At 65.5% G+C, this 21,104-nt stretch carries 20 protein-coding genes and 2 tRNA genes; 6 read left to right on the top strand and 16 right to left on the bottom strand.

The window, feature by feature from the left end; all coding sequences use genetic code 11:
- Positions 1-78: 78 nt before the first annotated feature.
- From IB256_RS05150 to leuC, 7 genes are all read right to left on the bottom strand, one after another.
- Entirely contained in the window at positions 79-1,089 is a 1,011-nt protein-coding gene (locus IB256_RS05150) for an aspartate-semialdehyde dehydrogenase (protein ID WP_192401512.1), read from the bottom strand.
- A 95-nt stretch (positions 1,090-1,184) separates the two neighbouring features.
- A complete protein-coding gene (locus IB256_RS05145) occupies positions 1,185-2,321 on the bottom strand; it encodes a FimV family protein (protein ID WP_225601597.1) in 1,137 nt (378 codons plus the stop codon).
- A gap of 312 nt (positions 2,322-2,633) precedes the next feature.
- Positions 2,634-3,746 carry an aspartate-semialdehyde dehydrogenase gene (gene asd / locus IB256_RS05140; protein WP_045211887.1) on the bottom strand — a complete coding sequence of 371 codons (1,113 nt, stop codon included), beginning with the start codon at positions 3,744-3,746 and terminating at the stop codon, positions 2,634-2,636.
- An 80-nt stretch (positions 3,747-3,826) separates the two neighbouring features.
- Positions 3,827-4,909 carry a 3-isopropylmalate dehydrogenase gene (gene leuB / locus IB256_RS05135; protein WP_024766915.1) on the bottom strand — a complete coding sequence of 361 codons (1,083 nt, stop codon included), beginning with the start codon at positions 4,907-4,909 and terminating at the stop codon, positions 3,827-3,829.
- Positions 4,910-5,012: 103 nt separating this feature from the next.
- Positions 5,013-5,777 (bottom strand): class I SAM-dependent methyltransferase, encoded by a 765-nt coding sequence (locus IB256_RS05130; protein WP_192290892.1) that lies wholly within the window; start codon positions 5,775-5,777, stop codon positions 5,013-5,015.
- Between the two features lie 33 nt (positions 5,778-5,810).
- Positions 5,811-6,455 carry a 3-isopropylmalate dehydratase small subunit gene (leuD, locus tag IB256_RS05125; protein ID WP_192290894.1) on the bottom strand — a complete coding sequence of 215 codons (645 nt, stop codon included), beginning with the start codon at positions 6,453-6,455 and terminating at the stop codon, positions 5,811-5,813.
- An 11-nt stretch (positions 6,456-6,466) separates the two neighbouring features.
- A complete protein-coding gene (gene leuC, locus IB256_RS05120) occupies positions 6,467-7,894 on the bottom strand; it encodes a 3-isopropylmalate dehydratase large subunit (RefSeq protein ID WP_192401508.1) in 1,428 nt (475 codons plus the stop codon).
- A 166-nt stretch (positions 7,895-8,060) separates the two neighbouring features.
- Here leuC and IB256_RS05115 point away from each other — a divergent pair, with 166 nt between their 5' ends.
- Both IB256_RS05115 and IB256_RS05110 read left to right on the top strand, forming a co-directional pair.
- Entirely contained in the window at positions 8,061-8,954 is an 894-nt protein-coding gene (locus tag IB256_RS05115; protein WP_017520368.1) for a LysR family transcriptional regulator, read from the top strand.
- A 112-nt stretch (positions 8,955-9,066) separates the two neighbouring features.
- A complete protein-coding gene (locus tag IB256_RS05110) occupies positions 9,067-11,943 on the top strand; it encodes a GGDEF domain-containing phosphodiesterase (RefSeq protein WP_192401506.1) in 2,877 nt (958 codons plus the stop codon).
- A 6-nt stretch (positions 11,944-11,949) separates the two neighbouring features.
- On the opposite strand, the gene IB256_RS05105 is transcribed toward IB256_RS05110, so the two are convergent.
- Positions 11,950-12,573, bottom strand: a complete 624-nt coding sequence (locus IB256_RS05105) for a helix-turn-helix domain-containing protein (protein ID WP_192290898.1) — start codon at positions 12,571-12,573, stop codon at positions 11,950-11,952.
- Between the two features lie 111 nt (positions 12,574-12,684).
- Here IB256_RS05105 and IB256_RS05100 point away from each other — a divergent pair, with 111 nt between their 5' ends.
- The 3 genes from IB256_RS05100 to IB256_RS05090 are packed head-to-tail and all read left to right on the top strand — an operon-like array spanning position 12,685 to position 15,318.
- The gene (locus IB256_RS05100) at positions 12,685-13,797 is read left to right on the top strand and encodes an NAD(P)/FAD-dependent oxidoreductase (RefSeq protein WP_192401504.1); all 1,113 of its coding nucleotides are present in this window, start codon (positions 12,685-12,687) and stop codon (positions 13,795-13,797) included.
- A gap of 20 nt (positions 13,798-13,817) precedes the next feature.
- Positions 13,818-14,192, top strand: coding sequence for a RidA family protein (locus tag IB256_RS05095; protein ID WP_192290902.1), 375 nt, complete (start codon positions 13,818-13,820; stop codon positions 14,190-14,192).
- 58 nt (positions 14,193-14,250) lie between these two features.
- Positions 14,251-15,318, top strand: a complete 1,068-nt coding sequence (locus IB256_RS05090; protein WP_192290904.1) for a hypothetical protein — start codon at positions 14,251-14,253, stop codon at positions 15,316-15,318.
- A 95-nt stretch (positions 15,319-15,413) separates the two neighbouring features.
- Here IB256_RS05090 and IB256_RS05085 read toward each other — a convergent pair whose 3' ends face one another.
- Positions 15,414-15,860, bottom strand: coding sequence for an Hsp20 family protein (locus IB256_RS05085; RefSeq protein WP_192290906.1), 447 nt, complete (start codon positions 15,858-15,860; stop codon positions 15,414-15,416).
- A gap of 146 nt (positions 15,861-16,006) precedes the next feature.
- Here IB256_RS05085 and IB256_RS05080 point away from each other — a divergent pair, with 146 nt between their 5' ends.
- Entirely contained in the window at positions 16,007-16,753 is a 747-nt protein-coding gene (locus tag IB256_RS05080; RefSeq protein ID WP_192401502.1) for an SDR family oxidoreductase, read from the top strand.
- Positions 16,754-16,988: 235 nt separating this feature from the next.
- Here the strand turns inward: IB256_RS05080 and IB256_RS05075 are convergent, their stop codons facing one another.
- From IB256_RS05075 to IB256_RS05045, 7 genes are all read right to left on the bottom strand, one after another.
- Positions 16,989-17,948 carry a tRNA dihydrouridine synthase gene (locus tag IB256_RS05075; protein ID WP_192290909.1) on the bottom strand — a complete coding sequence of 320 codons (960 nt, stop codon included), beginning with the start codon at positions 17,946-17,948 and terminating at the stop codon, positions 16,989-16,991.
- A gap of 76 nt (positions 17,949-18,024) precedes the next feature.
- On the bottom strand, positions 18,025-18,480 hold the full coding sequence (locus tag IB256_RS05070) for an acyl-CoA thioesterase (RefSeq protein WP_192290911.1): 456 nt from the start codon (positions 18,478-18,480) through the stop codon (positions 18,025-18,027).
- A complete protein-coding gene (locus IB256_RS05065; RefSeq protein ID WP_138215022.1) occupies positions 18,477-19,127 on the bottom strand; it encodes a bifunctional 4-hydroxy-2-oxoglutarate aldolase/2-dehydro-3-deoxy-phosphogluconate aldolase in 651 nt (216 codons plus the stop codon). The genes IB256_RS05070 and IB256_RS05065 overlap by 4 nt, the downstream gene beginning before the upstream one ends.
- A 167-nt stretch (positions 19,128-19,294) precedes the next feature.
- Positions 19,295-20,134 carry an alpha/beta fold hydrolase gene (locus IB256_RS05060; protein WP_192401500.1) on the bottom strand — a complete coding sequence of 280 codons (840 nt, stop codon included), beginning with the start codon at positions 20,132-20,134 and terminating at the stop codon, positions 19,295-19,297.
- A gap of 13 nt (positions 20,135-20,147) precedes the next feature.
- Positions 20,148-20,687, bottom strand: a complete 540-nt coding sequence (locus IB256_RS05055) for a TetR/AcrR family transcriptional regulator (protein ID WP_192290917.1) — start codon at positions 20,685-20,687, stop codon at positions 20,148-20,150.
- Between the two features lie 169 nt (positions 20,688-20,856).
- A tRNA-Glu gene (locus tag IB256_RS05050) sits at positions 20,857-20,932 on the bottom strand.
- Positions 20,933-20,990: 58 nt separating this feature from the next.
- Positions 20,991-21,066 (bottom strand) — tRNA-Ala (locus IB256_RS05045).
- Positions 21,067-21,104: the final 38 nt, after the last annotated feature.

The following is a 21,104-nucleotide window of genomic DNA, read 5'->3' as shown; positions in this document are numbered from 1 at the left end:
GTGCTCTCCCCTGTCAGCGACGTTCCCGGCCAGTATTGCCAAGCTAGAATACTTCTTCAAATATTCGGTAAGTATCTTTTACAGATAGTGTTTTATCAACAATTCGCCCAAGTTCACAGCATTTAGGGCTGCGCCTTTTCTCACATTATCTGACGCAATCCACAAATTCAGTTCGCACGAATCTGTCAGACCGGTCCGTAGGCGACCGACGTAAACACTATCCTGCCCCTGTGCATCACCGATGACAGTCGGGTAATCGTCTTCCACCAGCTCGATGCCGTCGGCCGCATCCAGGGCGACGCTGACTGCCGCCAGGGAAACCGGGGCTGCCGTCCTGATGGAAAGCATCAGGGTATCGCCGAAGAATACCGGCGCCAGACTGCAGGTAACGCTCAGGCCATCCTTCAGCTCGGGGAACAGCACGGCGAGCTCTGCCGCGATGCGGCGCTCGACCAAGGAATAACCCTGCTCATCGACGTCGCCCAATTGCGCCAGCATGTTGAAGGCGAACTGGCGATCCACCAGTCGCGGCTCCAGCGGACGGGCATTGAGCAGCTCGGCGGTCTGCCGCGCCAGCTCCTGCACCCCCTCGCGACCCAGCGCGGAAGCGGACAGGCAGGCGCTCACAGTGACCTGGCGAAGTTCCAGCACGCCACGCAGCGCGGCAAGCACTTCGGCCACCTCGGCGGCCGGCGCTGCCGGGGCGGCAATCACAGCGGGCAGCTGCAGGGCTTCGACAGCCTCGGCATTCACGCAGGCCTGGGCCAGCAGCGCGGCGGCATTGCCCAGCGATGCACCACTGAGATCGATCAGGCTGCAACCGGCCGCTCTGGCACGGGCAGCGCAGTCGGCAGCGACCTCGGCGTCTACGGAAAGGAAGGCCAGGCGCACCTTGGCGAAGTCGAAATCATCGAGCTTGCCGACCCGGATGTTGCGCCCACGGAAGGCAACCGACTTGCCGGCGGATTCGCCGCTGGCCAGCAGATACAGGTTGGCGACGGGGAAGTCGCGCTCTTCCAGCAGTTCGACCAAAGCCTCGCCAACGAGTCCTGTGGCGCCTACTACGGCGATGTCGAGTGTTTCAGGCATCCGGTGTCTCACAATCGGTGGGTAAAGTAGCGCAGCACTTTACTGCCCCCACCGGCGGCGAAGCAATCGAGGGCTCCGCCGCCTATCGCCGCAGCTCAGGGGCGCGGCCCACCCTCCGTAGCCTGGGCGGTCAGCGGCGCAGCCACCTGGGCGACCTCGCCGGCCGCAGCCTGCGGATTGCCTGCCTGCGGAGCGGCCTGGGTCTTGACGCGATCCTGTTCGGCCAGACGCGCAATCAGACCGGCGATCTGTGAGTCCTTCAGCTCGATCAGCTTGTTCAGTTTCTGGGTCTGGCTTTCCAGGTCGGAAATCCGACTACGCAGCTCATCGCCCTCACGGCGAGCACTGTCCAGCCCCTCCAGGGCCACCGCCAGTTGCTCGGCGTCGACCTTGCTCTTGTCCTTGCCCGGCTGGCCGGAGATCAGACGCAGGTTGTCGCGCTCTTCGGCCTTTGCCGGCGCGCTGCCCGCCTCCGCCTTGTGGGTGGCGTCCAGCTGGCGCCCCTGCTGGGCCAGTTGCGGATTGCGCTTGGCTTTCCACTCGGGATTCTGGGTTTCGACATGGGCCACTGCCTGGGCGTGACTCTGCTCGCGAACCTGCTGTTCGCTGGGCAGGCGCAGCACCTGGCCGACCTTGATGCGGTTGACGTTGCCGTCGACGAAGGCATCCGGGTTCATGCGCTGGATCGCAGCCATGGTCTGCATGACCGAAACACTGCTGGACGGCCGATTGCGCGAGGCGATGTCCCACAGTGCGTCGTTGCGCTGGATGCGATAGCTGTCAGCCGGCGCATTGCCGACCGACGGCGCCAGTGGTTGCGCCTGCGGCGCGCGAACTGCTGCCGCCGGCGCGATGGCCGGCGGCGTCACCGGGCTGGCCACATAGGTCGGCGGGTCCAGCAGCAGGGTGAATTCGCGCACCAGGCGGCCCTGCGGCCAAACCACCTGGAGGACGAAGTTCACGTAGGGCTCGCGAATCGGCTTGGACGAGCTGACGTGAATGACGCCACGGCCGTTCTTGCCGACGTCGGGCGTGAACTTCAGTCCGCTGGTGACCACATTGCGGTCCACACCCAGGCGCTCGAAGTCATCTGCCGAGGCAAGACTCACCACGACCTCCTCGGAGCTCAGGTCAGCCACGCCGCGCAGGTCGATATTGGCCGAGAGGGCCTGCCCCAGTGCTGCCCGCGAGGAAATGTCGCCCAGCTCCAGGGCGCCTGCCATGCCCGGCATGAACGCCGCGGCGACTGCCGTCGCCAACCACAATCTGTGTAACCGAGCCATTGTCTTCCCCGCTGCTTGCTTGCCGTCGGCCGGCGCGAAAAGGCGCGCCGAAACCTGTCCCCATGGACGGGCTGCGAGGATAGCGACTGGTTCCCGGTGGCTTTTCCGGGTGCGTCACAGAAACTGGCGCCAAAGAGCCGACAGCCAGACGGACTGACGTTTTTGTGCGGCGGTTCACCTACATGCTGGGAACTTCTCGTGCTCCACAAAGCACGACGCCGGCTCAAGGCCGGCGTCGCGGGGTTCACACTCAGGTGCGAATCAACGCTCGAGCAGGATGCGCAGCATGCGGCGCAGCGGCTCGGCGGCGCCCCACAGCAGCTGGTCACCCACGGTGAAGGCGCCCAGGTACTGAGTGCCCATGTTGAGCTTGCGCAGACGACCGACCGGAACGCTCAGGGTGCCGGTGACGGCCGCCGGAGTCAGTTCGCGCATGCTGATCTCGCGCTGGTTGGGGATCAGCTTGACCCAGGGATTGTGCTGGCTGATCAGGCCTTCGATGTCCGCGATGGGCACATCCTTGTTCAGCTTGATGGTCAGCGCCTGGCTGTGGCAACGCATGGCGCCGATGCGCACGCAGATGCCATCCACCGGGATCGGGTTCTTGAAGCGGCCGAGGATCTTGTTGGTCTCCGCCTGGCCTTTCCACTCTTCGCGGCTCTGGCCGTTGGGCAGTTCCTTATCGATCCACGGGATCAGGCTGCCGGCCAGCGGCGCACCGAAGTTCTCGGTGGGCATGGCGTCGCTGCGAATGGCTTCGGCGACCTTGCGGTCGATGTCGAGGATGGCGCTGGACGGGTTGGCCAGGTCATCGGCGACGGAGGCGTTGATGGCGCCCATCTGCTTGATCAGCTCGCGCATGTTCTGCGCGCCGGCACCCGAGGCCGCCTGGTAGGTCATGGCGCTCATCCACTCGACCAGGCCGGCTTCGAACAGGCCGCCCAGGGCCATCAGCATCAGGCTGACAGTGCAGTTGCCGCCGATGTAGTTCTTGGTGCCGGCGTCCAGCGAGTTGTCGATGACCTTGCGGTTCACCGGGTCGAGGACGATGACCGCGTCATCCTGCATGCGCAGGCTGGAAGCGGCGTCGATCCAGTAGCCCTGCCAGCCGGCTTCGCGCAGCTTGGGGAAGACCTCGCTGGTGTAGTCGCCGCCCTGGCAGGTCAGGATGACGTCGAGGGTTTTCAGTTCCTCGATGCTGTAGGCGTCCTTCAGGGGGGCAATGTCCTTGCCAATGGACGGACCTTCGCCACCCACGTTGGAGGTGGTGAAGAACACCGGCTCGATCAGGTCGAAGTCCCGCTCTTCCAGCATCCGCTGCATGAGCACCGAACCCACCATGCCACGCCAACCGATCAGACCTACACGCTTCATCGCTACTACACCTTCAAATATTTAGAGGGCCGTCGTTCCCGCCTTCCTACAGGGGCGCGGGAACGAGCGAGCCGGACAGATTACAGATTCCGCAGTGCTGCGACTACCGCGTCGCCCATTTCGCGGGTACCGACCTTGGTGCAGCCTTCGGACCAGATGTCACCGGTACGCAGGCCCTGGTCGAGCACCAGGCTCACGGCCTTCTCGATGGCGTCGGCGGCGGCGCCTTCGTTGAAGGTGTAACGCAGCATCATCGAGACCGAGAGGATGGTCGCCAGCGGGTTGGCGATGCCCTTGCCGGCGATGTCCGGCGCGGAACCGTGGCAAGGCTCGTACATGCCCTTGTTGTTCGAATCCAGCGAGGCAGAAGGCAGCATGCCGATGGAGCCGGTGAGCATGGAAGCCTCATCCGACAGGATGTCGCCGAACATGTTGTCGGTGACCATCACGTCGAACTGCTTGGGTGCGCGGACCAGCTGCATGGCGGCGTTGTCGACGTACATGTGCGACAGCTCGATGTCCGGGTAGTCCTTGGCGACCTCCTCGACTACTTCGCGCCACAGCTGGCTGGAAGCCAGGACGTTGGCCTTGTCCACCGAGCAGAGCTTCTTGTTGCGCACGCGAGCCATGTCGAAGCCGACACGGGCGATGCGGCGGATTTCGCTTTCGCTGTACGGCAGGGTGTCGTAAGCCTGGCGCTCGCCGTTCTCCAGCACGCGCTGCTCGCGCGGTTGGCCGAAGTAGATGCCGCCGGTCAGCTCGCGCACGATGAGGATGTCCAGGCCGGCGACCACTTCGGGCTTCAGGCTGGAGGCATCGGCCAGTTGCGGATAGAGGATGGCCGGACGCAGGTTGCCGAACAGGCCCAGTTGCGAGCGGATCTTCAGCAGGCCGCGCTCGGGGCGGATGTCACGCTCGATCTTGTCCCATTTCGGACCGCCCACGGCGCCCAGCAGCACGGCGTCGGAGTTGCGCGCGCGCTCCAGGGTCTCATCGGCCAGCGGTACGCCGTGCTTGTCGATGGCGGCGCCGCCGATCACATCTTCGGTCAGTTCGAAGCCCAGGGCGAACTTGTCGTTGGCCAGCTCCAGCACCTTGACCGCTTCGGCCATGATTTCCGGACCGATACCGTCGCCGGGGAGAACCAGAATCTGTTTGCTCATCTTTCTGCTCACTCTTTGAAAGTCGCTTGGCAAATAAAGCCGCTTGGCAAATAACGTAACGCCCCGGATGGCTCACGCCATCCGGGGCGTCAGAACCTTGAAATCAGCGCTCCGCCCAGAGCACCAGCACGTCGGTGCTGAAGGAACCCTCGGCGTCGATCTCGAAATACTCGCGCACCTCGTCGCCCATCGAAAGCTGCAGGGCACGAATGGCCTGGCGCATCACCTCGGGGGTGCGCATGCGCTCGACCCAGGAAGTGAACTCCAGGCGCAGGCGCTGGCGCTTCTGCGCAGTCACCGCGAGACCCGCCTCACCCACTAAACGCGCCCACTCCGACGGGGAGTAGTCACGCACATGGCTGGTGTCGCGCAGGACCTCGACAGTCTGCAGATAGGTGTCCAGCAGAGGCAAGCCCGGCGCGGCGACATCGATGAAGCAGGCCACGCCACCGGGCTTGAGCACCCGGCGCACTTCGCGCAGCGCCTGGCCGACATCCCGCCAATGGTGCGCGGAATAGCGGCTGAAGACGAAGTCGAACTCACCATCCTCGAACGGCAGCTGCTCGGCGGCGCCACAGCGCGTGGCGATGTTGCCCAGGCCACGCTCGGCGGCGGCCGAGGCCACCACGTCGAGCATCTGCTGGGACAGGTCGTAAGCCACCACCTCGCCGGCGAGCGGCGCGACGTTGAAGCTTACGTGCCCTGCCCCGCACCCCAGGTCCAGCACGCGCGCACCGGTAGTCGCAGACAGTCGCTCGCGCAGCTGGGCGAATTCCTCACCCTGGGCGTGTACGGCGCTGGTCAGGTAAGCGTTGGCCTGGGCGCCGAACTGGCGCTGGACCACTTGCTCGTGACGACTCTCGGTCATGCTGCTCTCCTTGACGCGGTGGTGCGACGCCGGTCAGGCGTCGCGGAACAACCAGGGCTGGTTCTGCTTGTAGCCGGTTTCAAAACTGCGGATGGCCTCAGCGTCCTGCAGGGTCAGGCCGATGTCGTCCAGGCCATTGAGCAGGCAGTGCTTGCGGAACGCGTCCACATCGAAGCTGTACTGCTTGCCGTCCGGGCGGGTCACGGTCTGCGCGGCGAGGTCGACGGTCAGTTGGTAACCCTCGGTGGCTTCGCACTGGGCGAACAGCTCGTCGACTTCCTCGTCCTTCAGGATGATCGGCAGCAGGCCGTTCTTGAAGCTGTTGTTGAAGAAGATGTCGGCGAAGCTCGGCGCGATCACGGCACGGAAGCCGTATTCGTCCAGCGCCCAAGGCGCGTGCTCGCGGGAGGAGCCGCAGCCGAAGTTCTCACGGGCCAGCAGCACGCTGGCGCCCTGGAAGCGCGGGAAGTTGAGGACGAAGTCCTTGTTCACCGGGCGCTTGGAGTTGTCCTGATTCGGCTGGCCTACGTCGAGGTAGCGCCACTCGTCGAACAGGTTCGGGCCGAAGCCGGTGCGCTTGATCGACTTGAGGAATTGCTTGGGGATGATCTGGTCGGTGTCGACGTTGGCGCGGTCGAGCGGCGCGACGAGACCGGTATGCTGGGTAAAGGCTTTCATGTTCGGTCTCCTCAGGCCTGCATCAATTCACGTACGTCGATGAAACGACCGGTCACGGCAGCCGCAGCGGCCATCGCCGGGCTCACCAGGTGGGTACGACCACCGGCGCCCTGACGGCCTTCGAAGTTGCGGTTGGAGGTGGAAGCGCAATGCTCGCCGCTCTCCAGGCGGTCCGGGTTCATCGCCAGGCACATGGAGCAGCCCGGTTCGCGCCACTCGAAGCCGGCTTCGATGAAGATCTTGTCCAGGCCTTCCTGTTCCGCCTGGGCCTTCACCAGGCCCGAGCCCGGTACGACCAGCGCCTGCTTGACGGTGGCAGCGACCTTGCGGCCCTTGGCCACGGCGGCAGCGGCACGCAGGTCTTCGATGCGTGAGTTGGTGCAGGAGCCGATGAAGACGCGGTCCAGCTGGATGTCGGTGATCGCCTGGTTGGCGTTCAGGCCCATGTACTTGAGGGCACGGACGATGGAATCGCGCTTGACCGCATCGGCTTCAGCCGCCGGGTCCGGCACGTTCTGGTCGACCGCGAGGACCATCTCCGGGGAAGTCCCCCAGCTGACCTGCGGCTTGATGTCCTCGGCACGCAGCTCGACGATGGTGTCGAAGTGCGCGTCGGCGTCGGAAACCAGGTCGCTCCAGGCTTCAACAGCCTTGGCCCAGTCGCTGCCTTGCGGCGAGAACGGACGGCCCTTCACGTACTCGACGGTCTTCTCGTCGCACGCCACCATGCCGACGCGAGCGCCCGCTTCGATGGACATGTTGCAGATGGTCATGCGGCCTTCCATGGACAGGTCGCGGATGGCGCTGCCGGCGAACTCCAGGGCATGGCCGTTGCCGCCCGCGGTACCGATCTTGCCGATCACCGCGAGGACGATGTCCTTGGCAGTCACGCCGAAGGGCAGCTTGCCTTCCACGCGGACCTGCATGTTCTTCATCTTCTTGGCGACCAGGCACTGGGTGGCAAGCACGTGCTCCACTTCGGAGGTGCCGATGCCGTGGGCCAGCGCGCCGAAGGCGCCGTGGGTCGAGGTGTGCGAGTCGCCGCAGACCACGGTCATGCCCGGCAGGGTCGCGCCCTGCTCCGGGCCGACGACGTGGACGATGCCCTGGCGGACGTCGTTCATCTTGAATTCGAGGATGCCGAAGTCATCGCAGTTCTCGTCCAGGGTCTGGACCTGGATGCGCGACACTTCATCGGCGATGGCCGCGAGGCCACCCTTGCGCTCGACCTGGGTGGTCGGCACGTTGTGGTCAGGGGTCGCGATGTTCGCGTCGATGCGCCACGGCTTGCGGTCGGCCAGGCGCAGACCTTCGAAGGCCTGCGGCGAGGTCACTTCGTGGAGGATGTGGCGGTCGATGTAGATGAGCGACGAACCATCGTCACGGCGCTTCACCTCGTGCATTTCCCAGAGTTTGTCGTAGAGCGTCTTGCCGGCCATCAGAGAGTCCTCATCAGCGTCTTTCTATGCCCCTTGGGCTTGTGGGGATGATCCTATGGAAAGGCGCCGAATAACTCAAATTCATATTTTTTATCCAAAGGATTCCCACGAGGAATACGGTGCGTTATAAAAGTCGGGCGCCGCTTCCAGAGCGCAGGGAGTCGACATGGACCTGACCAGCCTCAACACCTTCCTCGCCATCGCCGAATCCGGCAGCTTCTCCGAAGCCGGCGAGCGCCTGCACCTGACCCAACCAGCGGTCAGCAAGCGCATCGCCGCCCTGGAGAACCAGCTGGGAGTAAGGCTGTTCGACCGCGTCGGCCGCGAGGTGACCCTCACCGAGTCCGGCCGCGCCCTGCTGCCGCGCGCTTACCAGATACTCAGTGTGCTGGACGACACCCGTCGCGCCCTGACCAACCTGAACGGCGAAGTGAGCGGTCGGCTGGTCCTGGCTACCAGTCATCACATCGGCCTGCACCGACTGCCGCCGTTGCTGCGCGCCTTCACCAAGGCCCACCCGCAGGTGGCGCTGGATATCCAGTTCTGCGACTCGGAAGTGGCCTACGAAGAAATTCTCCATGGCCGCGCCGAGCTGGCCGTGATCACCCTCGCTCCGGAGACCGCCGAACCGGTACGCGCCGTGCCGGTGTGGGACGACCCGCTGGACTTCGTTGCCGCCCCCGAGCACCCGCTGTCGGTGCAGGGCCCGGTGTTCCTCGCCGACGTGGCGCGGCACCCGGCGGTGTTCCCCGGCGGCAACACCTTCACCCACCACATCGTGCGACGCATGTTCGAGGCCGAGGGCCTGACGCCGAACATCGGCATGAGCACCAACTACATGGAGACCATCAAGATGATGGTCTCCATCGGCCTGGCCTGGAGCGTCCTGCCGCGCACCATGCTCGATGACAGCGTCGTCCGCCTGCCGCTGCAGGACATCCAGCTCAGCCGCCAGTTGGGCTACATCCTGCATACCGAGCGCACGCTGTCCAACGCCGCGCGGGCCTTCATGCGCCTGCTCGACGCCCAGGCGGCCGGGCTTGCGCCTGTCGCGGCCTAACCTCTATTGTTCTGACAGAACTAGAAGAAGGGGCCCGAATGCCCGTCCGCACATCAGTTCGCGTTAGCCGGCCCCACTTGGCCGGCGCCGCCAGACACAGGGGGAGCGCCGCATGAGCCGCGATCCGCACACGCCCCCGCACGCCTCCGACGGACAGGACAAGTTCGCCAAAGCCTTTCATACCGCGCCCGACGCCATGGTCATCACCGACCGGGACAGCGGAAAATTCCTCGAGCTCAATGCCAGTTTCGTCGACCGCTTCGGCTGGAGCCGCGAAGAAGCCCTCGGCCACACCTCCGTGGAACTCGGCCTCTGGCACAGCCTCGACGAACGCCAGCGGATGCTCGACAAGATCACCGCCGAGCGGCAGATCGACGGCTTCGACGTCACCCTCATCACCCGTACCGGCGAAGTCCGCAGTGCCCGCGTCTATGGCTGCCAGATCGAACAGGACGGCCGCCCCTGCCTGGTGCTGACCGTCCGCGACATCACCCGCATGCGCGCCCAGGAACGCGCCCTGCGCGACAGCCAGGAGCGTCTGGACCTGGCGCTGGACTCTGCGCAACTGGGTATCTGGGACTGGCACATCCCCAGCGGCCTGCTCTACGGCTCGGCCCGCGCCGCCGTGCTGCACGAATTACCTGACCGGGATTTCCACGGGCCCTTCGGCGAATTCTTCGCCTGCGTCGACAAGACCGACCGCCAGCGCATGCGCCAGGCCTACGCCCGGCTCGCCCGCGGGCCGGAGAACGACTACCAGTTCACCTACCGCGCCCAGCTCGACTCGGGCGAGGTGCGCTATCTGGAAAGCCGCGCGCGCCTGTACCGCGACACCCACGGCAAACCACTGCGCATGGCCGGCACCCTGCTCGACATCACCGAGCGCGTGCTGCGCGAACGCAGCCTGGAGGCCTCGGAAGAGAAGTTCGCCAGCCTGTTCCAGGGCAGCCCGGACCCGATCTGCGTATCGCGCGTGCGCGACGGCGAGTTCGTCGAGGTGAACCCGAGCTTCTGCAGCACCTTCGGCTGGCTCGCCGAGGACATCATTGGCCGCTCGTCCCACCAGATCACCTTCTGGGCCGACCACCACCAGCGTTCGCGATTGTTCGAGCAACTGATGCGCGACCATTCGCTGCAGAACATCGAGGTGCAGTTCCTCACCCGCGAGGGCCAGAGCCTTACCTGCATGGTCGCCAGCCGGCTGATCTGGGTCGACCGCCAGCTGTGCATCCTCTCCAGCTTCCGCGACGTCACCCGGCGGCTGCAGGCCGAGGCCGCGCTCAAGGCCAGCCAGGAAAAGTTCGCCAAGGCGTTCCACTCCAGCCCCGACGCCATCACCATCACCGAGCGTGAGACCGGCCGCTACATCGAGGTCAACGAAGGCTTCAACCGCCTCACCGGCTACCCGCCGGACGCGGTCCTGGGGCAGACCTCGCTGGGCATGAATATCTGGGCCGATCCGGACGAGCGCCTGAACATGATCGCCGCGCTGAACCGCGACGGTTTCGTCCACCACCTGGAAATGCGCGGTCGCCACCGCGACGGCACGATCAAGACAGTGGACGTGTCGGTGGAGCCGATCGAGCTGGGCGGCGTGGACTGCCTGCTGCTCACCGCCCGCGATACCAGCGAGCTACGCGAGGCCGAGGCGCGCATCCAGCACCTGGCCTACCACGACGCCCTGACCGACCTGCCCAACCGCGCCCTGCTGATGGACCGCCTCAAGCAGCAGATCGCCCTGCTGCAACGCCACAGCCTGCGCGGCGCGCTGCTGTTCCTCGACCTCGATCACTTCAAGCACATCAACGACTCGCTCGGCCACTCGGTCGGTGACTCCATCCTGCAGATGGTCACCGCGCGCCTGGAAGCCAGCGTGCGCCAGGAAGACACCGTGGCGCGGCTGGGCGGCGACGAGTTCGTTGTACTGATCACCGGCATCGAAGGCAGCCGCCTGGAGACTGCCCAGCAGGTGCGCCAATTGGCGGAGAAACTCCGCGACCTGCTGGCCGAGCCGATGCTGCTGGACGGCCACCGGCTGCAAATCACCCCGAGCATCGGCATCGCGCTGATCCCCGACGACGGCGCGACCCCGGACGACCTGCTCAAGCGCGCGGACATCGCCATGTACCGCGCCAAGGACGCCGGACGCAACACCGTGCAGCTGTTCCACGAATCCATGCAGCAGGCCGCCAGCGAGCGCCTGCGCCTGGAGAACGGCCTGCGCATGGCCCTCGCCCGCCGCGAGTTCAACCTGCACTACCAGCCGCAGGTGGACGCCCGCGATTCACGCATCGTCGGCGCCGAGGCGCTGCTGCGCTGGCGCCACCCGACTCGCGGCCCGCAATCACCGGCCAGCTTCATCCGTGTGCTGGAGGACAGCGGGCTGATCGTCGAAGTGGGCCAGTGGGTGCTCGAGGAAGCGTGCCGAACCGGAGCGCGGCTGCTTACCGAGGGGCGCATCGACATCGACAGTTTCAGCCTGAGCGTGAACATCAGCCCACGGCAGTTCCGCCAGAGCGATTTCGTCGAACGCCTGCTGGCCCTGCTGCACAAGACCCGGCTGCCGCCCAGCCTGCTGAAACTGGAGATCACCGAAGGCATCGTGATCCAGCAACTGGACGACACCATCGCGCGCATGGAGCGCCTGCGCGAAGCCGGCGTGCAGTTCGCCATGGACGACTTCGGCACCGGCTATTCCTCGCTGACCTACCTCAAGCGCCTACCGGTGGACAGCCTGAAGATCGACCAGAGCTTCGTGCGAGACGCTCCCAACGACAGCAACGACGCAGAGATCGTCCGCGCCATCATCGCCATGGGGCACAGTCTCGGGCTGGAGCTGGTGGCCGAAGGGGTGGAAACCCCGGAACAGCTGGCACTGCTGGCGGAACAGGGTTGCCACCTGTACCAGGGCTACCTGTTCGGCCGACCGGTGCCGCTGGAGGACTTCATCGCCCTGCTGCTCCGCAACGATACCCAGCAGGCGACCTGAGGCCTCCTATTGCGCGGGCCGCAACTCCGACATCACCACCATCACCTGCGCCTCGTCGGCTTCGCCGTCGTTGAGGTAGAGGTGGCCGACACTGCTGTCGAAATAAGCCGTCTCGCGCGTCCCGATGATCACCGACTCGCCCGTCTCGAACTGGATGCGCACACGACCGGCCACCACCATGGCGAACTCCTGGCCGGGGTGGCGGACGTAATCATCGAACTCACCCACCTCGCGGGCAAAGATGCGCGCGTACAGCGGCGTCATGCTGCGCTGCGGGAAATCGCCGGCGATGGGGTAGTACTCGTAGCCGCCGGTGTCGTAGCCGGCAGCGTCGTCGATGCCGGTCCTGACGAAAGTCTTCAGCCCCATCAGCCCGCCGACGGGCGGCAAAGGGCGGAACAATTGGGCGATATCCACCTGCAGGGCGCGGGCGGCGGCGGCCAGCTTGTCGTAGCTCACCGCGACCTGTGCCAGCTCCATCTTCGACAGGGTGGAAACCGCCACGCCAGACAGGTCGGAGAGCTGTTTCAGGGTCAGCTTCTGCTGCTTGCGAACCGCCCGCAGGCGCGCACCGACTTCGTCTCGATCCAGTTGCTGGGGCTTGGGTAGTGCCTGGGCGGTTTCGCTCATGGGACATCTCGTGAGGGGGCCGACGAAAGTTTACCGGGCCTTGCCTTTCGCGCAAAAATTCTCATATCTTAGATTTCTCACATACGAGAAAATCTGCAGAAGGCCCTGGCAGTGAGCCATTTCGATTTCGTCATCATCGGTGCCGGCATTGCCGGCGCCTCCCTTGCGTACCGCCTGAGCGAGACCCACAAGGTGCTGGTGCTGGAGCGCGAAGAGCAGCCCGGCTACCACTCCACCGGGCGCTCCGCCGCCATGTTCATGGAGGCCTACGGCACGCCACAGATCCAGGCGCTGACCCGTGCCAGCCGGGCCTTCTACGAGAACCCGCCGGCCGGCTTCAGCGAGCACCCGATCCTCACTCCGCGCGGCTGCCTGTACGTCGGCGGCCCGGAACACTTCGAGCTGCTCAAGCAGGCCGAAGGCACGCCCGGCGTCGAGCACATCAGCACCGAACAGGCGCTGGAATTCCTCCCCGTCCTGCGTGCCGACGCCATCATCGGCGCGCTCTACGAGCCGGACGCCCGCGACCTCGACGTGCATACCCTGCACCAGGGCTACCTGCGCGCGCTGCGCCAGCGTGGCGGCGAACTGCGCTGCAACCTCGAGTTGCTGTCGGCTGACTATGCCGATGGCGCGTGGACACTCGAGCTCAGCCAGGGCGAAACCGTCCATGCCGCGCAACTGGTCAACGCCGCCGGCGCCTGGGCCGATCATGTGGCCCAGCGCTGCGGCATCCGTCCGGTGGGCCTGCAACCCTGCCGCCGCACCGCCTTCACCTTCCCGGTGCCCGACGGCGTGGACATCAGCCGCTGGCCGACGGTGATCGGCATCGACGAAAGCTTTTACTTCAAGCCGGACGCCGGCCAGTTGCTCGGTTCCCCCGCCAATGCCGACCCAGTGGAAGCGCAGGACGTGCAGCCCGAAGAACTCGACATCGCCCTGGGCGTTTACCACATCGAAGAACACACCACCCTGACGATCCGCCGGCCGAACCACAGCTGGGCCGGCCTACGCTCCTTCGTCGCCGACGGCGACCTGGTAATCGGCCAGGACGCGCAGAACCCGGCGTTCTTCTGGCTGGCCGCCCAGGGCGGCTACGGCATCCAGTCCGCCGACGGCGTGTCGCGCCTGGCCCAATCGCTGCTGCTCGGCCAGCCGCTGCCCGAATCCCTGCGCCAGGAAGGCGTCGATCCCCTGCGCCTGAGCCCGGCGCGCCTGCGTTGATTTCCCCCGGAGACCTTAGAATGAGCGATATCCAGCGTTACCCCAGCACCCTGCCCTTCCCCTTCTCCCGCGCCGTCAAGGCCGGCGGCTTCCTGTTCCTGTCCGGGCAGATCCCGATGACCGCGGACGGCCAGGTAGTGAAAGGCGACATCCAGACCCAGACCGAAGCGGTGATGACCCGCATCGCCGAGAGCCTGGAAGCCTGCGGCGCGAACTACTCGCAAGTGGTGAAGACCACCGTATGGCTGTCCGATATGGCGCACTTCGCCGGGTTCAACGAGGTGTACAAGCGCTACTTCGAACAGGGCCTGCCGGTGCGCTCCTGCGTGGCTTCGGCACTGGCACTGGGCGTGGACGTCGAGGTGGAAGTCCAGGCCTACGTCGGCCAGGCGTGACCCTTTCCGGCCCCGCCGCGGGCGGGGCCGCCCCCATAACAACAACAGAGTCTCGATCATGAAAACCAGTCTCAAGCTCGGCGGGGCCTACATCGGCCTGGTGGTGGGCGTCGGCTTCGCCTCGGGCCAGGAGATCCTCCAGTTCTTCGGCGGCTTCGGCATCATGGGCCTGGCCGGCGCGCTGGTGGCGCTGGCGCTGTTCGCCTTCCTGCTGATGAACCTCTACCAGATCGGAAGCCGTCTGCAGACCCAGTCGCACAAGGAAGCCATGGAGTACATCTGTGGCAAGCCGCTGGGCCGCGTCGTCGACCTGATGCTGACTTTCTTCCTGTTCGGCACCATGGTGGTGATGTTCGCCGGCGCCAACTCCTCCTTCGAGCAGCAACTGGGCATCGGCCACTCCATTGGCGGCATGGTCCTCGGCGTGCTGACCGTCATCACCGTGTGCCTGGGCCTGAAGCGGGTGATCACCCTGATGAGCCTGATCACCCCGGTGCTGATGGTCATTGTGGCCATCATCGCCATCTACGCGCTGACGCATATCCAGAAGCCGCTGGCGGAGCTGGAGCAGATCGCCCTGGCGGTGCCGCACCCGGCGCCCAACTGGCTGCTCGGCGCGCTGCTCTACGTCTCCTACAACGTCGCGGCCACCGCAGCGGCCGTGGTGGTGATGGGCGGCAGCGTGGCCAATCTGCGCACCGCGGCAATGGGCGGCGTGTTCGGCGGCATCGGCGTGGGCGTGCTGATCCTCGCCATGGCCCTGGTGATGCTGGTGCAGATCGACGTGATCGGCGGCAGCGCCATTCCCACCCTGCTGCTGAGCAACAACATCGCGCCCTGGTTCGGCGATGTGATGCTGGCCCTGCTGCTGGTGAAGCTGTACTGCACCACCAGCGGATTTGCCTACACCCTGGCCGCGCGCTGCGCCGCCTATGGCGTGCCCTTCCGCGTGGCGACCGTGGTCGCGGTGGTGCTGGCCTTCATCGCCAGCCAGGTCGGCTTCGTCAAGCTGGTGGGCCTGGTCTATCCGGCCATGGGTTACCTGGGCTTCGTGCTGATGGCAGCCATCGTCGTCGCCTGGTGGCGCAACCGCTCGGCGCCGCTGCCGGACCAGCAGAAGGCCTGATCGGCAGCTGATCGAGGCACCAACGAAAACGCCCGTCTCCTGCGAGACGGGCGTTTTGCTTTGCGGTTAAGGCCCGGCTGATGCCGGGCTGCCACTTAGCCTTCGATGGCCGGGTTCTGGCCGTTGATGGCGATCCGCTTGGGCTTGGCTTCTTCCGGAATGATGCGTACCAGCTCGACGCTGAGCAGGCCGTTCTTCAGCGATGCGCCCTGGACCTCGATATGGTCGGCGAGGCGGAACGACAGCTTGAAGGCGCGCTGGGCGATGCCCTGGTGCAGGTAGGTGACGCTCTCGGAAGCCTTTTCGCGCTTGCCGCCGTTGACGGTCAGCACACCGCGCTCCACTTGCAGCTCCAGGTCTTCCTCCTGCAGGCCGGCGGCGGCGATGACGATGCGGTACTGGTCGTCACCATGCTTCTCGACGTTGTAGGGCGGGTAGGAACTGCCGCCTTCACTGCGCAGGGCGGATTCGAACAGATCGTTGAAGCGATCGAAGCCGACGGACTGGCGGAACAGCGGGGCGAGGGAAAGGACGTTGCTCATGCGAATCTCCTGAAATTTTCAGCAAGGTATGATCTGGAGCCTGAGGTCAGAACTCCGGTGCGGGACCCGTCTTCGGCCTCCCGCACGAACATAGATTGGGCTGCGCGAATGCATTTCAAGCCCTCTTCACAACAGGAAGAATGTCCATGGACAAGGTCATGCTGATCACCGGTGCCAGTCGCGGCATCGGCGCTGCCACCGCACTACTGGCCGCCGAGCGCGGCTTCGCCGTGGCGATCAACTATCGCCGCGAGCAGCAAGCGGCGCAGGCGCTGGTCGCGCAGATCACGGCAGCGGGCGGCGCGGCACGCGCCTTCGCCGCCGACGTGGCAAACGAGGAAGACGTGCTGCGGCTGTTCCGTGAAGTGGACGAAGCCTTCGGCCGCCTCGACGTGCTGGTGAACAACGCCGGCATCCTGGAGCGCCAGATGCGCCTGGAAGACATGGACGTGGCGCGCCTGCAGCGGGTGTTCGCGGTAAACGTCACCGGCACCTTCCTCTGCTGCCGCGAGGCGGTGAAGCGCATGGCGCACAAGCATGGCGGCAAAGGCGGAAGCATCGTCAACGTCTCGTCCATGGCCTCGCGCCTGGGCTCGCCCAACGAGTACATCGACTACGCCGCCGCCAAGGGCGCGGTGGACAGCCTGACCATCGGCCTGGCCAAGGAAGTGGCGGCAGAGGGCATCCGCGTGAACGCCGTGCGGCCGGGGCTGATCCGGACGGATATTCACGCCAGCGGCGGAGAACCGGGGCGCGTGGAGCGCCTGCAATCGGCGATCCCCCTGGGGCGTGGTGGCGACGCGGAAGAAGTGGCGCGGGCGATCCTGTTCCTCGCCTCGGACGAGTCCAGCTACAGCACCGGCGGTTTCGTCGACGTCAGCGGCGGGCGCTGAATCGTGGCGCACGCTTTTGTAGGAGCGAGCTTGCTCGCGAACGTGATCGCGCGCTAACTAAGAGCCCCTCTCCCCCACCCTCTCCCTGAAGGGAGAGGGAGCCCTTCGGCGCAAGGGCTCTTTAATGGAGTTAGCCGGCAAGCACCGGACTCTCCAAGCGCGCTGGACAGTCCCCTCTCCCTTCAGGGAGAGGGTTAGGGAGAGGGCGATTCAGCGTTTTTCCAGCGAATTCGAGTCAGGCAGCGGCTTCTATCTCGACCTGCAGCATCCGATCCAGCACTTCGCAGTCGTGCTCGCGACGCACCTGGGCGAACAGCTCCACGGCTTCGGGATAACTGCGGGTAAGCATCCCCAGCCACTGCTTCAGGCGCCCCGGTGCATACCGCGGCGCCAGCTTGCGCCGGGCCTGGCGCCAGAAGTCGTCGAGCAGCACGCGCACTTCCGACCAGGGCATCGGCACCACTTCGCGGCCATCGCGCCACGCGGCGATCTGCCGGGCGAGGTCCGGGCGGGAAACCAGTCCGCGGCCGAGCATGATGTCCGCCACGCCGCTGATGGAGCGGCAGCGGTGGTAATCCTCCAGCGTCCAGACTTCGCCGTTGGCGAACACCGGCACTTTCACCGCATCGGCCACTTTCGCCACCCACTCCCAATGTGCCGGCGGCTTGTAGCCGTCAGCCTTGGTCCGCGCGTGCACCACCACATGGGCGGAGCCGGCGTCGGCCAGGGCGCGTGCGCAGTCGATGGCGCCGTCCGGGCTGTCGTAGCCCAGGCGCATCTTCGAGGTCACCGGAATGTGGGCCGGCACTGCGCGGCGCACCGCCTCGATGATGCTGAACATCAGCTCGGGTTCTTTCAACAAAACCGCGCCGCCACGGGAGCGGTTCACCGTCTTGGCCGGGCAGCCGAAGTTCAGGTCGATGACCGGAGCACCCAGCTCGCAGGCCTGCACGGCATTTTCCGCCAGCAGTTGCGGGTCGGAGCCGAGCAGCTGTACGCGCATCGGCACGCCGGCGCGGGTACGGCTGCCATGCGCCAGTTCCGGAGCGAGCGCCAGGAACGACGACGGCGGCAGCAGCCGGTCGTTGATGCGGATGAATTCGGTGACGCACCAGTCGATGCCGCCGACGCGGGTCAGCACATCGCGCAGGATGTCATCTACCAGCCCCTCCATCGGGGCCAGGGCGATCTGCACGGGGGAATCTCGGGCTATGGCGAAGGCCGCGGATTGTAGGGAATGCGCCACGCAGGGAAAAGCGCGGCACGACGGATCACGCGTCGGCGGCCACGGTTTCCGGGGCGAGCAGCGCGCGGCCATAGCCTTCGGTGAACTCCACCGGCATGCGCTTGGGCTTGCCACTGGACAGCTCGATGCAGACGAAGGTGGTCTGTGCGCGCAGCAGAGTCAAGGCGTCCGCCGGGCGCACCAGCTGGAAGTGACGGGTCATTTTCAGGCGCTGGTCGGACTGGACGATCCATGTCGCCAGTTGCAGCTGCTCGCCTTCATAGGCGGCCGCCAGGTAATCCACTTCATGGCGCACCACGGCCATGGCGCGATCCAGCCGGCGGTACTCGGCCAGGTCCAGCCCCAGGCTCTGGGAGTGGCGCCAGGCGCAGCGTTCCAGCCAGCTGACGTAGACGGCGTTGTTGGCATGGCCGAGGCCGTCGATGTCCTCGGACTTGACCTCGATGTCGATGACGAACGGATCGGGCAACTGCCAACTCATGAAGCGTGCTCCAGGCTTGCGGCCAGCGCGATCGCTTCGGCGGCCAGTTGGGTGATCTGGTCCCAGGCGCGGGCGCGGACCAGGCTGGGCGGCGCGATCCAGGTGCCGCCGACGCAGGCGACATTGGGCAGGCGCAGCACGTTGAGCAGGTTTTCCTGGGTGATGCCGCCGGTCGGGCAGAAGCGAATGCCGGCGAAAGGAGCCTTCAGGCTCTTGAGCATCTTGATCGCCGCATTGCCGTCGGCCGGGAAGAGTTTCAGCGAGCGGTAACCGTACTCCAGCGCCACCAGCACCTCGGAAGGCGTCATCACCCCCGGCAGGAACGGCAGTTTCGCATCGTCGGCGGCGGCCACCAGGCGCGGCGTGCAGCCGGGGCTGACGGCGAACTGCGCGCCGGCATCGCGGGCTTCCTGGAACTGCTCGGTGTGAATCAGCGTACCGGCGCCGACGATCATGTCCGGCAGCTCACGGCGGATCTCAGCCACTGCTTCCAGCGCCTGCGGTGTGCGCAGGGTCACTTCCAGCACCCGCACACCACCGTCGTACAGTGCGCGGGCCAGGTCACCAGCCAGCGCCACATCATCGATCACCAATACCGGCATGACCGGGCGCGCCTTCTGCAGCACCCAGTCCAGCGACAGATTCATGCATTCCCCCAATCGGCCACCCGCGTGCGCAAGACCTCGCGCCCAGGCCGGGGCGGCCGGAAATGCCCGAAAGTCTACGCCAGCGCGCCGGGCCTGACGACCCGCAACCGGCCATCATGCAACGATAACGACGGCCTTTAGCCGCCGTTATCAGGCTGGTGAATGGCTCAGGAAGCCAGCGCCAGGGGTAAAGGCATCTCGACCTCTTCCAGCAACTCCAGAATGGCTTCGATGACCACTGCATCCGCCAGTACGCGGTGATGCCCGCCATCCTTCAGGCGCAGCAGCCGACTGCGCGGCCAGGCCTCGTGGATGGCCGTGGCCTCGCCGACCCGCACGTACCGGTCGTCCTCGGCGTGTACCACCAGGCCGGGGAAGTCCAGTTCATAACGCGCGACGTCCAGTTGCTTGGCCGCAATACCCGCGCGCGCCTCGATCATGCGGATGAAGCGCGAGCGTGCCAGCGGTGCCAGGCCGACCATCCTGGAGAAGCCGCGCAGGACTCCCAGGACATTGCTCGGCGCACCGATGGTCACCAGCGTTTCGGTACGCAGGCCCATCTGGGTCGCCAGCAGTGCGCTGGCGCCGCCCATGGAATGACCGATCACGGCCCGCAGCGGCGGCAACTCGCTGGCTGCCTCCAGCAGGGCGCGGGCGAACAGCACGATGTCCGCTTCGTGGCCGGGCGAGCGGCCGTGCCCCGGCCCGTCGAGGGCGATCACGCCATAACCGGCGCCCACCAGCTTCTCGATCAGCGTGGCGAACTGGGTAGGCCGACCTTCCCAACCGTGCATCAACAGCACAGCCGGCCCCTCCCCCCAGCGCAAGGCAGACAACCCGAAACGCAGGGTGACGCGCTCGGAACTGGCCAGCAGCGGCAGTTCCCAGTCACGCGGGGCATATTCGTTGGGCGTCACGAACAGCTGACGCATGCGCTGCGCCGCCCATGTCGGCGCGACGCGGCCCAGGGTGGCATTGATTCCTCGAACCCAGCTCAGACTGTTCATTTGCCGTACCTCCTCAGATCACCGCTTTCTTCGCGGCACGCAGGACACGATCGGACAGGTCGCCGGTGCCCAGGGCACGAGCCAGCGCCAATCCGCCAATCATCAGGGCCATGTCGCTGAGCACGGTGTCGATTTCCTCGGGGCGGCCGGCCAGCGCCGCGACCATCAACTCCACGTGCTCTTCCAGGGTCTGGCGGAAAGCTTCCGGCAGATCGGCGATCTCGTTCAGTGAACTGGGGATCGGGCAGCCCTCCTCCTCGGTATCGCGGTGCTTGCGCGACAGGTAGTACTGCGCCGTCAGTGCACGACGCTCGGCGAAGCTCAATTGCGCATCGAAACGCTTGAGACCCTCGCGGCGCTTGGCGAGCAAGTCGCGGAAGGCCTCCAGCATCAACGCGTCCTTGCTCTCGAAGTGCGAATAGAAGCCGCCCACCGTCAGCCCCGCAGCCGACATCACCTCGCCCACACTGGGGCCGACCGGCCCGTGCTGGAGCAATGCGCTGGTGGCGGCGGAAAGGATGCGTTCGCGGGTCTGGGCTTTCTTGTCGCTCATGGCTGGCTCTCGCTCGGACAAATATTATGGATAAAATATTATTCTCATAATAAAAATCGGCAAGCAGAAAGCGCGACCGCTGGTCGGAGGAAAATTTTCTGAAGGGAGAAAAAACAAAAGGGCCACTGAAAGTCTCAGTGGCCCTATAGGCATCGCAGAGCGATAAAAATGGCGTCCCCTAGGGGACTCGAACCCCTGTTACCGCCGTGAAAGGGCGGTGTCCTAGGCCACTAGACGAAGGGGACATATCCTTCGAAGAAACCCACCCAATGGTGGATTCTGGCTTCATCCCGTAAGGGAATTTGGTGGAGCTAGACGGGATCGAACCGTCGACCTCTTGCATGCCATGCAAGCGCTCTCCCAGCTGAGCTATAGCCCCAGATGACTCTGGCTGACGATGCGAACGCATCGTCGCTG

The organism is Pseudomonas sp. PDM17 (assembly GCF_014851985.1).
In the GTDB taxonomy this organism is placed as follows: domain Bacteria; phylum Pseudomonadota; class Gammaproteobacteria; order Pseudomonadales; family Pseudomonadaceae; genus Pseudomonas.
Note: the sequence above shows the minus strand (reverse complement) of the source record. Positions and strands in the feature narration are given on the sequence as shown.

Excerpts from the sequence above, each read along its gene's own strand:
- IB256_RS05055 (WP_192290917.1), bottom strand. The coding sequence starts at position 20,687 with ATGAGCGACAAGAAAGCCCAGACCCGCGAACGCATCCTTTCCGCCGCC.
- IB256_RS05115 (WP_017520368.1), top strand. The coding sequence starts at position 8,061 with ATGGACCTGACCAGCCTCAACACCTTCCTCGCCATCGCCGAATCCGGC.
- leuC (WP_192401508.1), bottom strand. The coding sequence starts at position 7,894 with ATGGCCGGCAAGACGCTCTACGACAAACTCTGGGAAATGCACGAGGTG.
- IB256_RS05085 (WP_192290906.1), bottom strand. The coding sequence starts at position 15,860 with ATGAGCAACGTCCTTTCCCTCGCCCCGCTGTTCCGCCAGTCCGTCGGC.
- IB256_RS05095 (WP_192290902.1), top strand. The coding sequence starts at position 13,818 with ATGAGCGATATCCAGCGTTACCCCAGCACCCTGCCCTTCCCCTTCTCC.
- IB256_RS05110 (WP_192401506.1), top strand. The coding sequence starts at position 9,067 with ATGAGCCGCGATCCGCACACGCCCCCGCACGCCTCCGACGGACAGGAC.
- IB256_RS05080 (WP_192401502.1), top strand. The coding sequence starts at position 16,007 with ATGGACAAGGTCATGCTGATCACCGGTGCCAGTCGCGGCATCGGCGCT.
- asd (WP_045211887.1), bottom strand. The coding sequence starts at position 3,746 with ATGAAGCGTGTAGGTCTGATCGGTTGGCGTGGCATGGTGGGTTCGGTG.
- leuB (WP_024766915.1), bottom strand. The coding sequence starts at position 4,909 with ATGAGCAAACAGATTCTGGTTCTCCCCGGCGACGGTATCGGTCCGGAA.
- IB256_RS05060 (WP_192401500.1), bottom strand. The coding sequence starts at position 20,134 with ATGAACAGTCTGAGCTGGGTTCGAGGAATCAATGCCACCCTGGGCCGC.
- IB256_RS05105 (WP_192290898.1), bottom strand. The coding sequence starts at position 12,573 with ATGAGCGAAACCGCCCAGGCACTACCCAAGCCCCAGCAACTGGATCGA.
- IB256_RS05150 (WP_192401512.1), bottom strand. The coding sequence starts at position 1,089 with ATGCCTGAAACACTCGACATCGCCGTAGTAGGCGCCACAGGACTCGTT.
- IB256_RS05065 (WP_138215022.1), bottom strand. The coding sequence starts at position 19,127 with ATGAATCTGTCGCTGGACTGGGTGCTGCAGAAGGCGCGCCCGGTCATG.
- IB256_RS05090 (WP_192290904.1), top strand. The coding sequence starts at position 14,251 with ATGAAAACCAGTCTCAAGCTCGGCGGGGCCTACATCGGCCTGGTGGTG.
- leuD (WP_192290894.1), bottom strand. The coding sequence starts at position 6,455 with ATGAAAGCCTTTACCCAGCATACCGGTCTCGTCGCGCCGCTCGACCGC.
- IB256_RS05145 (WP_225601597.1), bottom strand. The coding sequence starts at position 2,321 with ATGCCGGGCATGGCAGGCGCCCTGGAGCTGGGCGACATTTCCTCGCGG.
- IB256_RS05130 (WP_192290892.1), bottom strand. The coding sequence starts at position 5,777 with ATGACCGAGAGTCGTCACGAGCAAGTGGTCCAGCGCCAGTTCGGCGCC.
- IB256_RS05070 (WP_192290911.1), bottom strand. The coding sequence starts at position 18,480 with ATGAGTTGGCAGTTGCCCGATCCGTTCGTCATCGACATCGAGGTCAAG.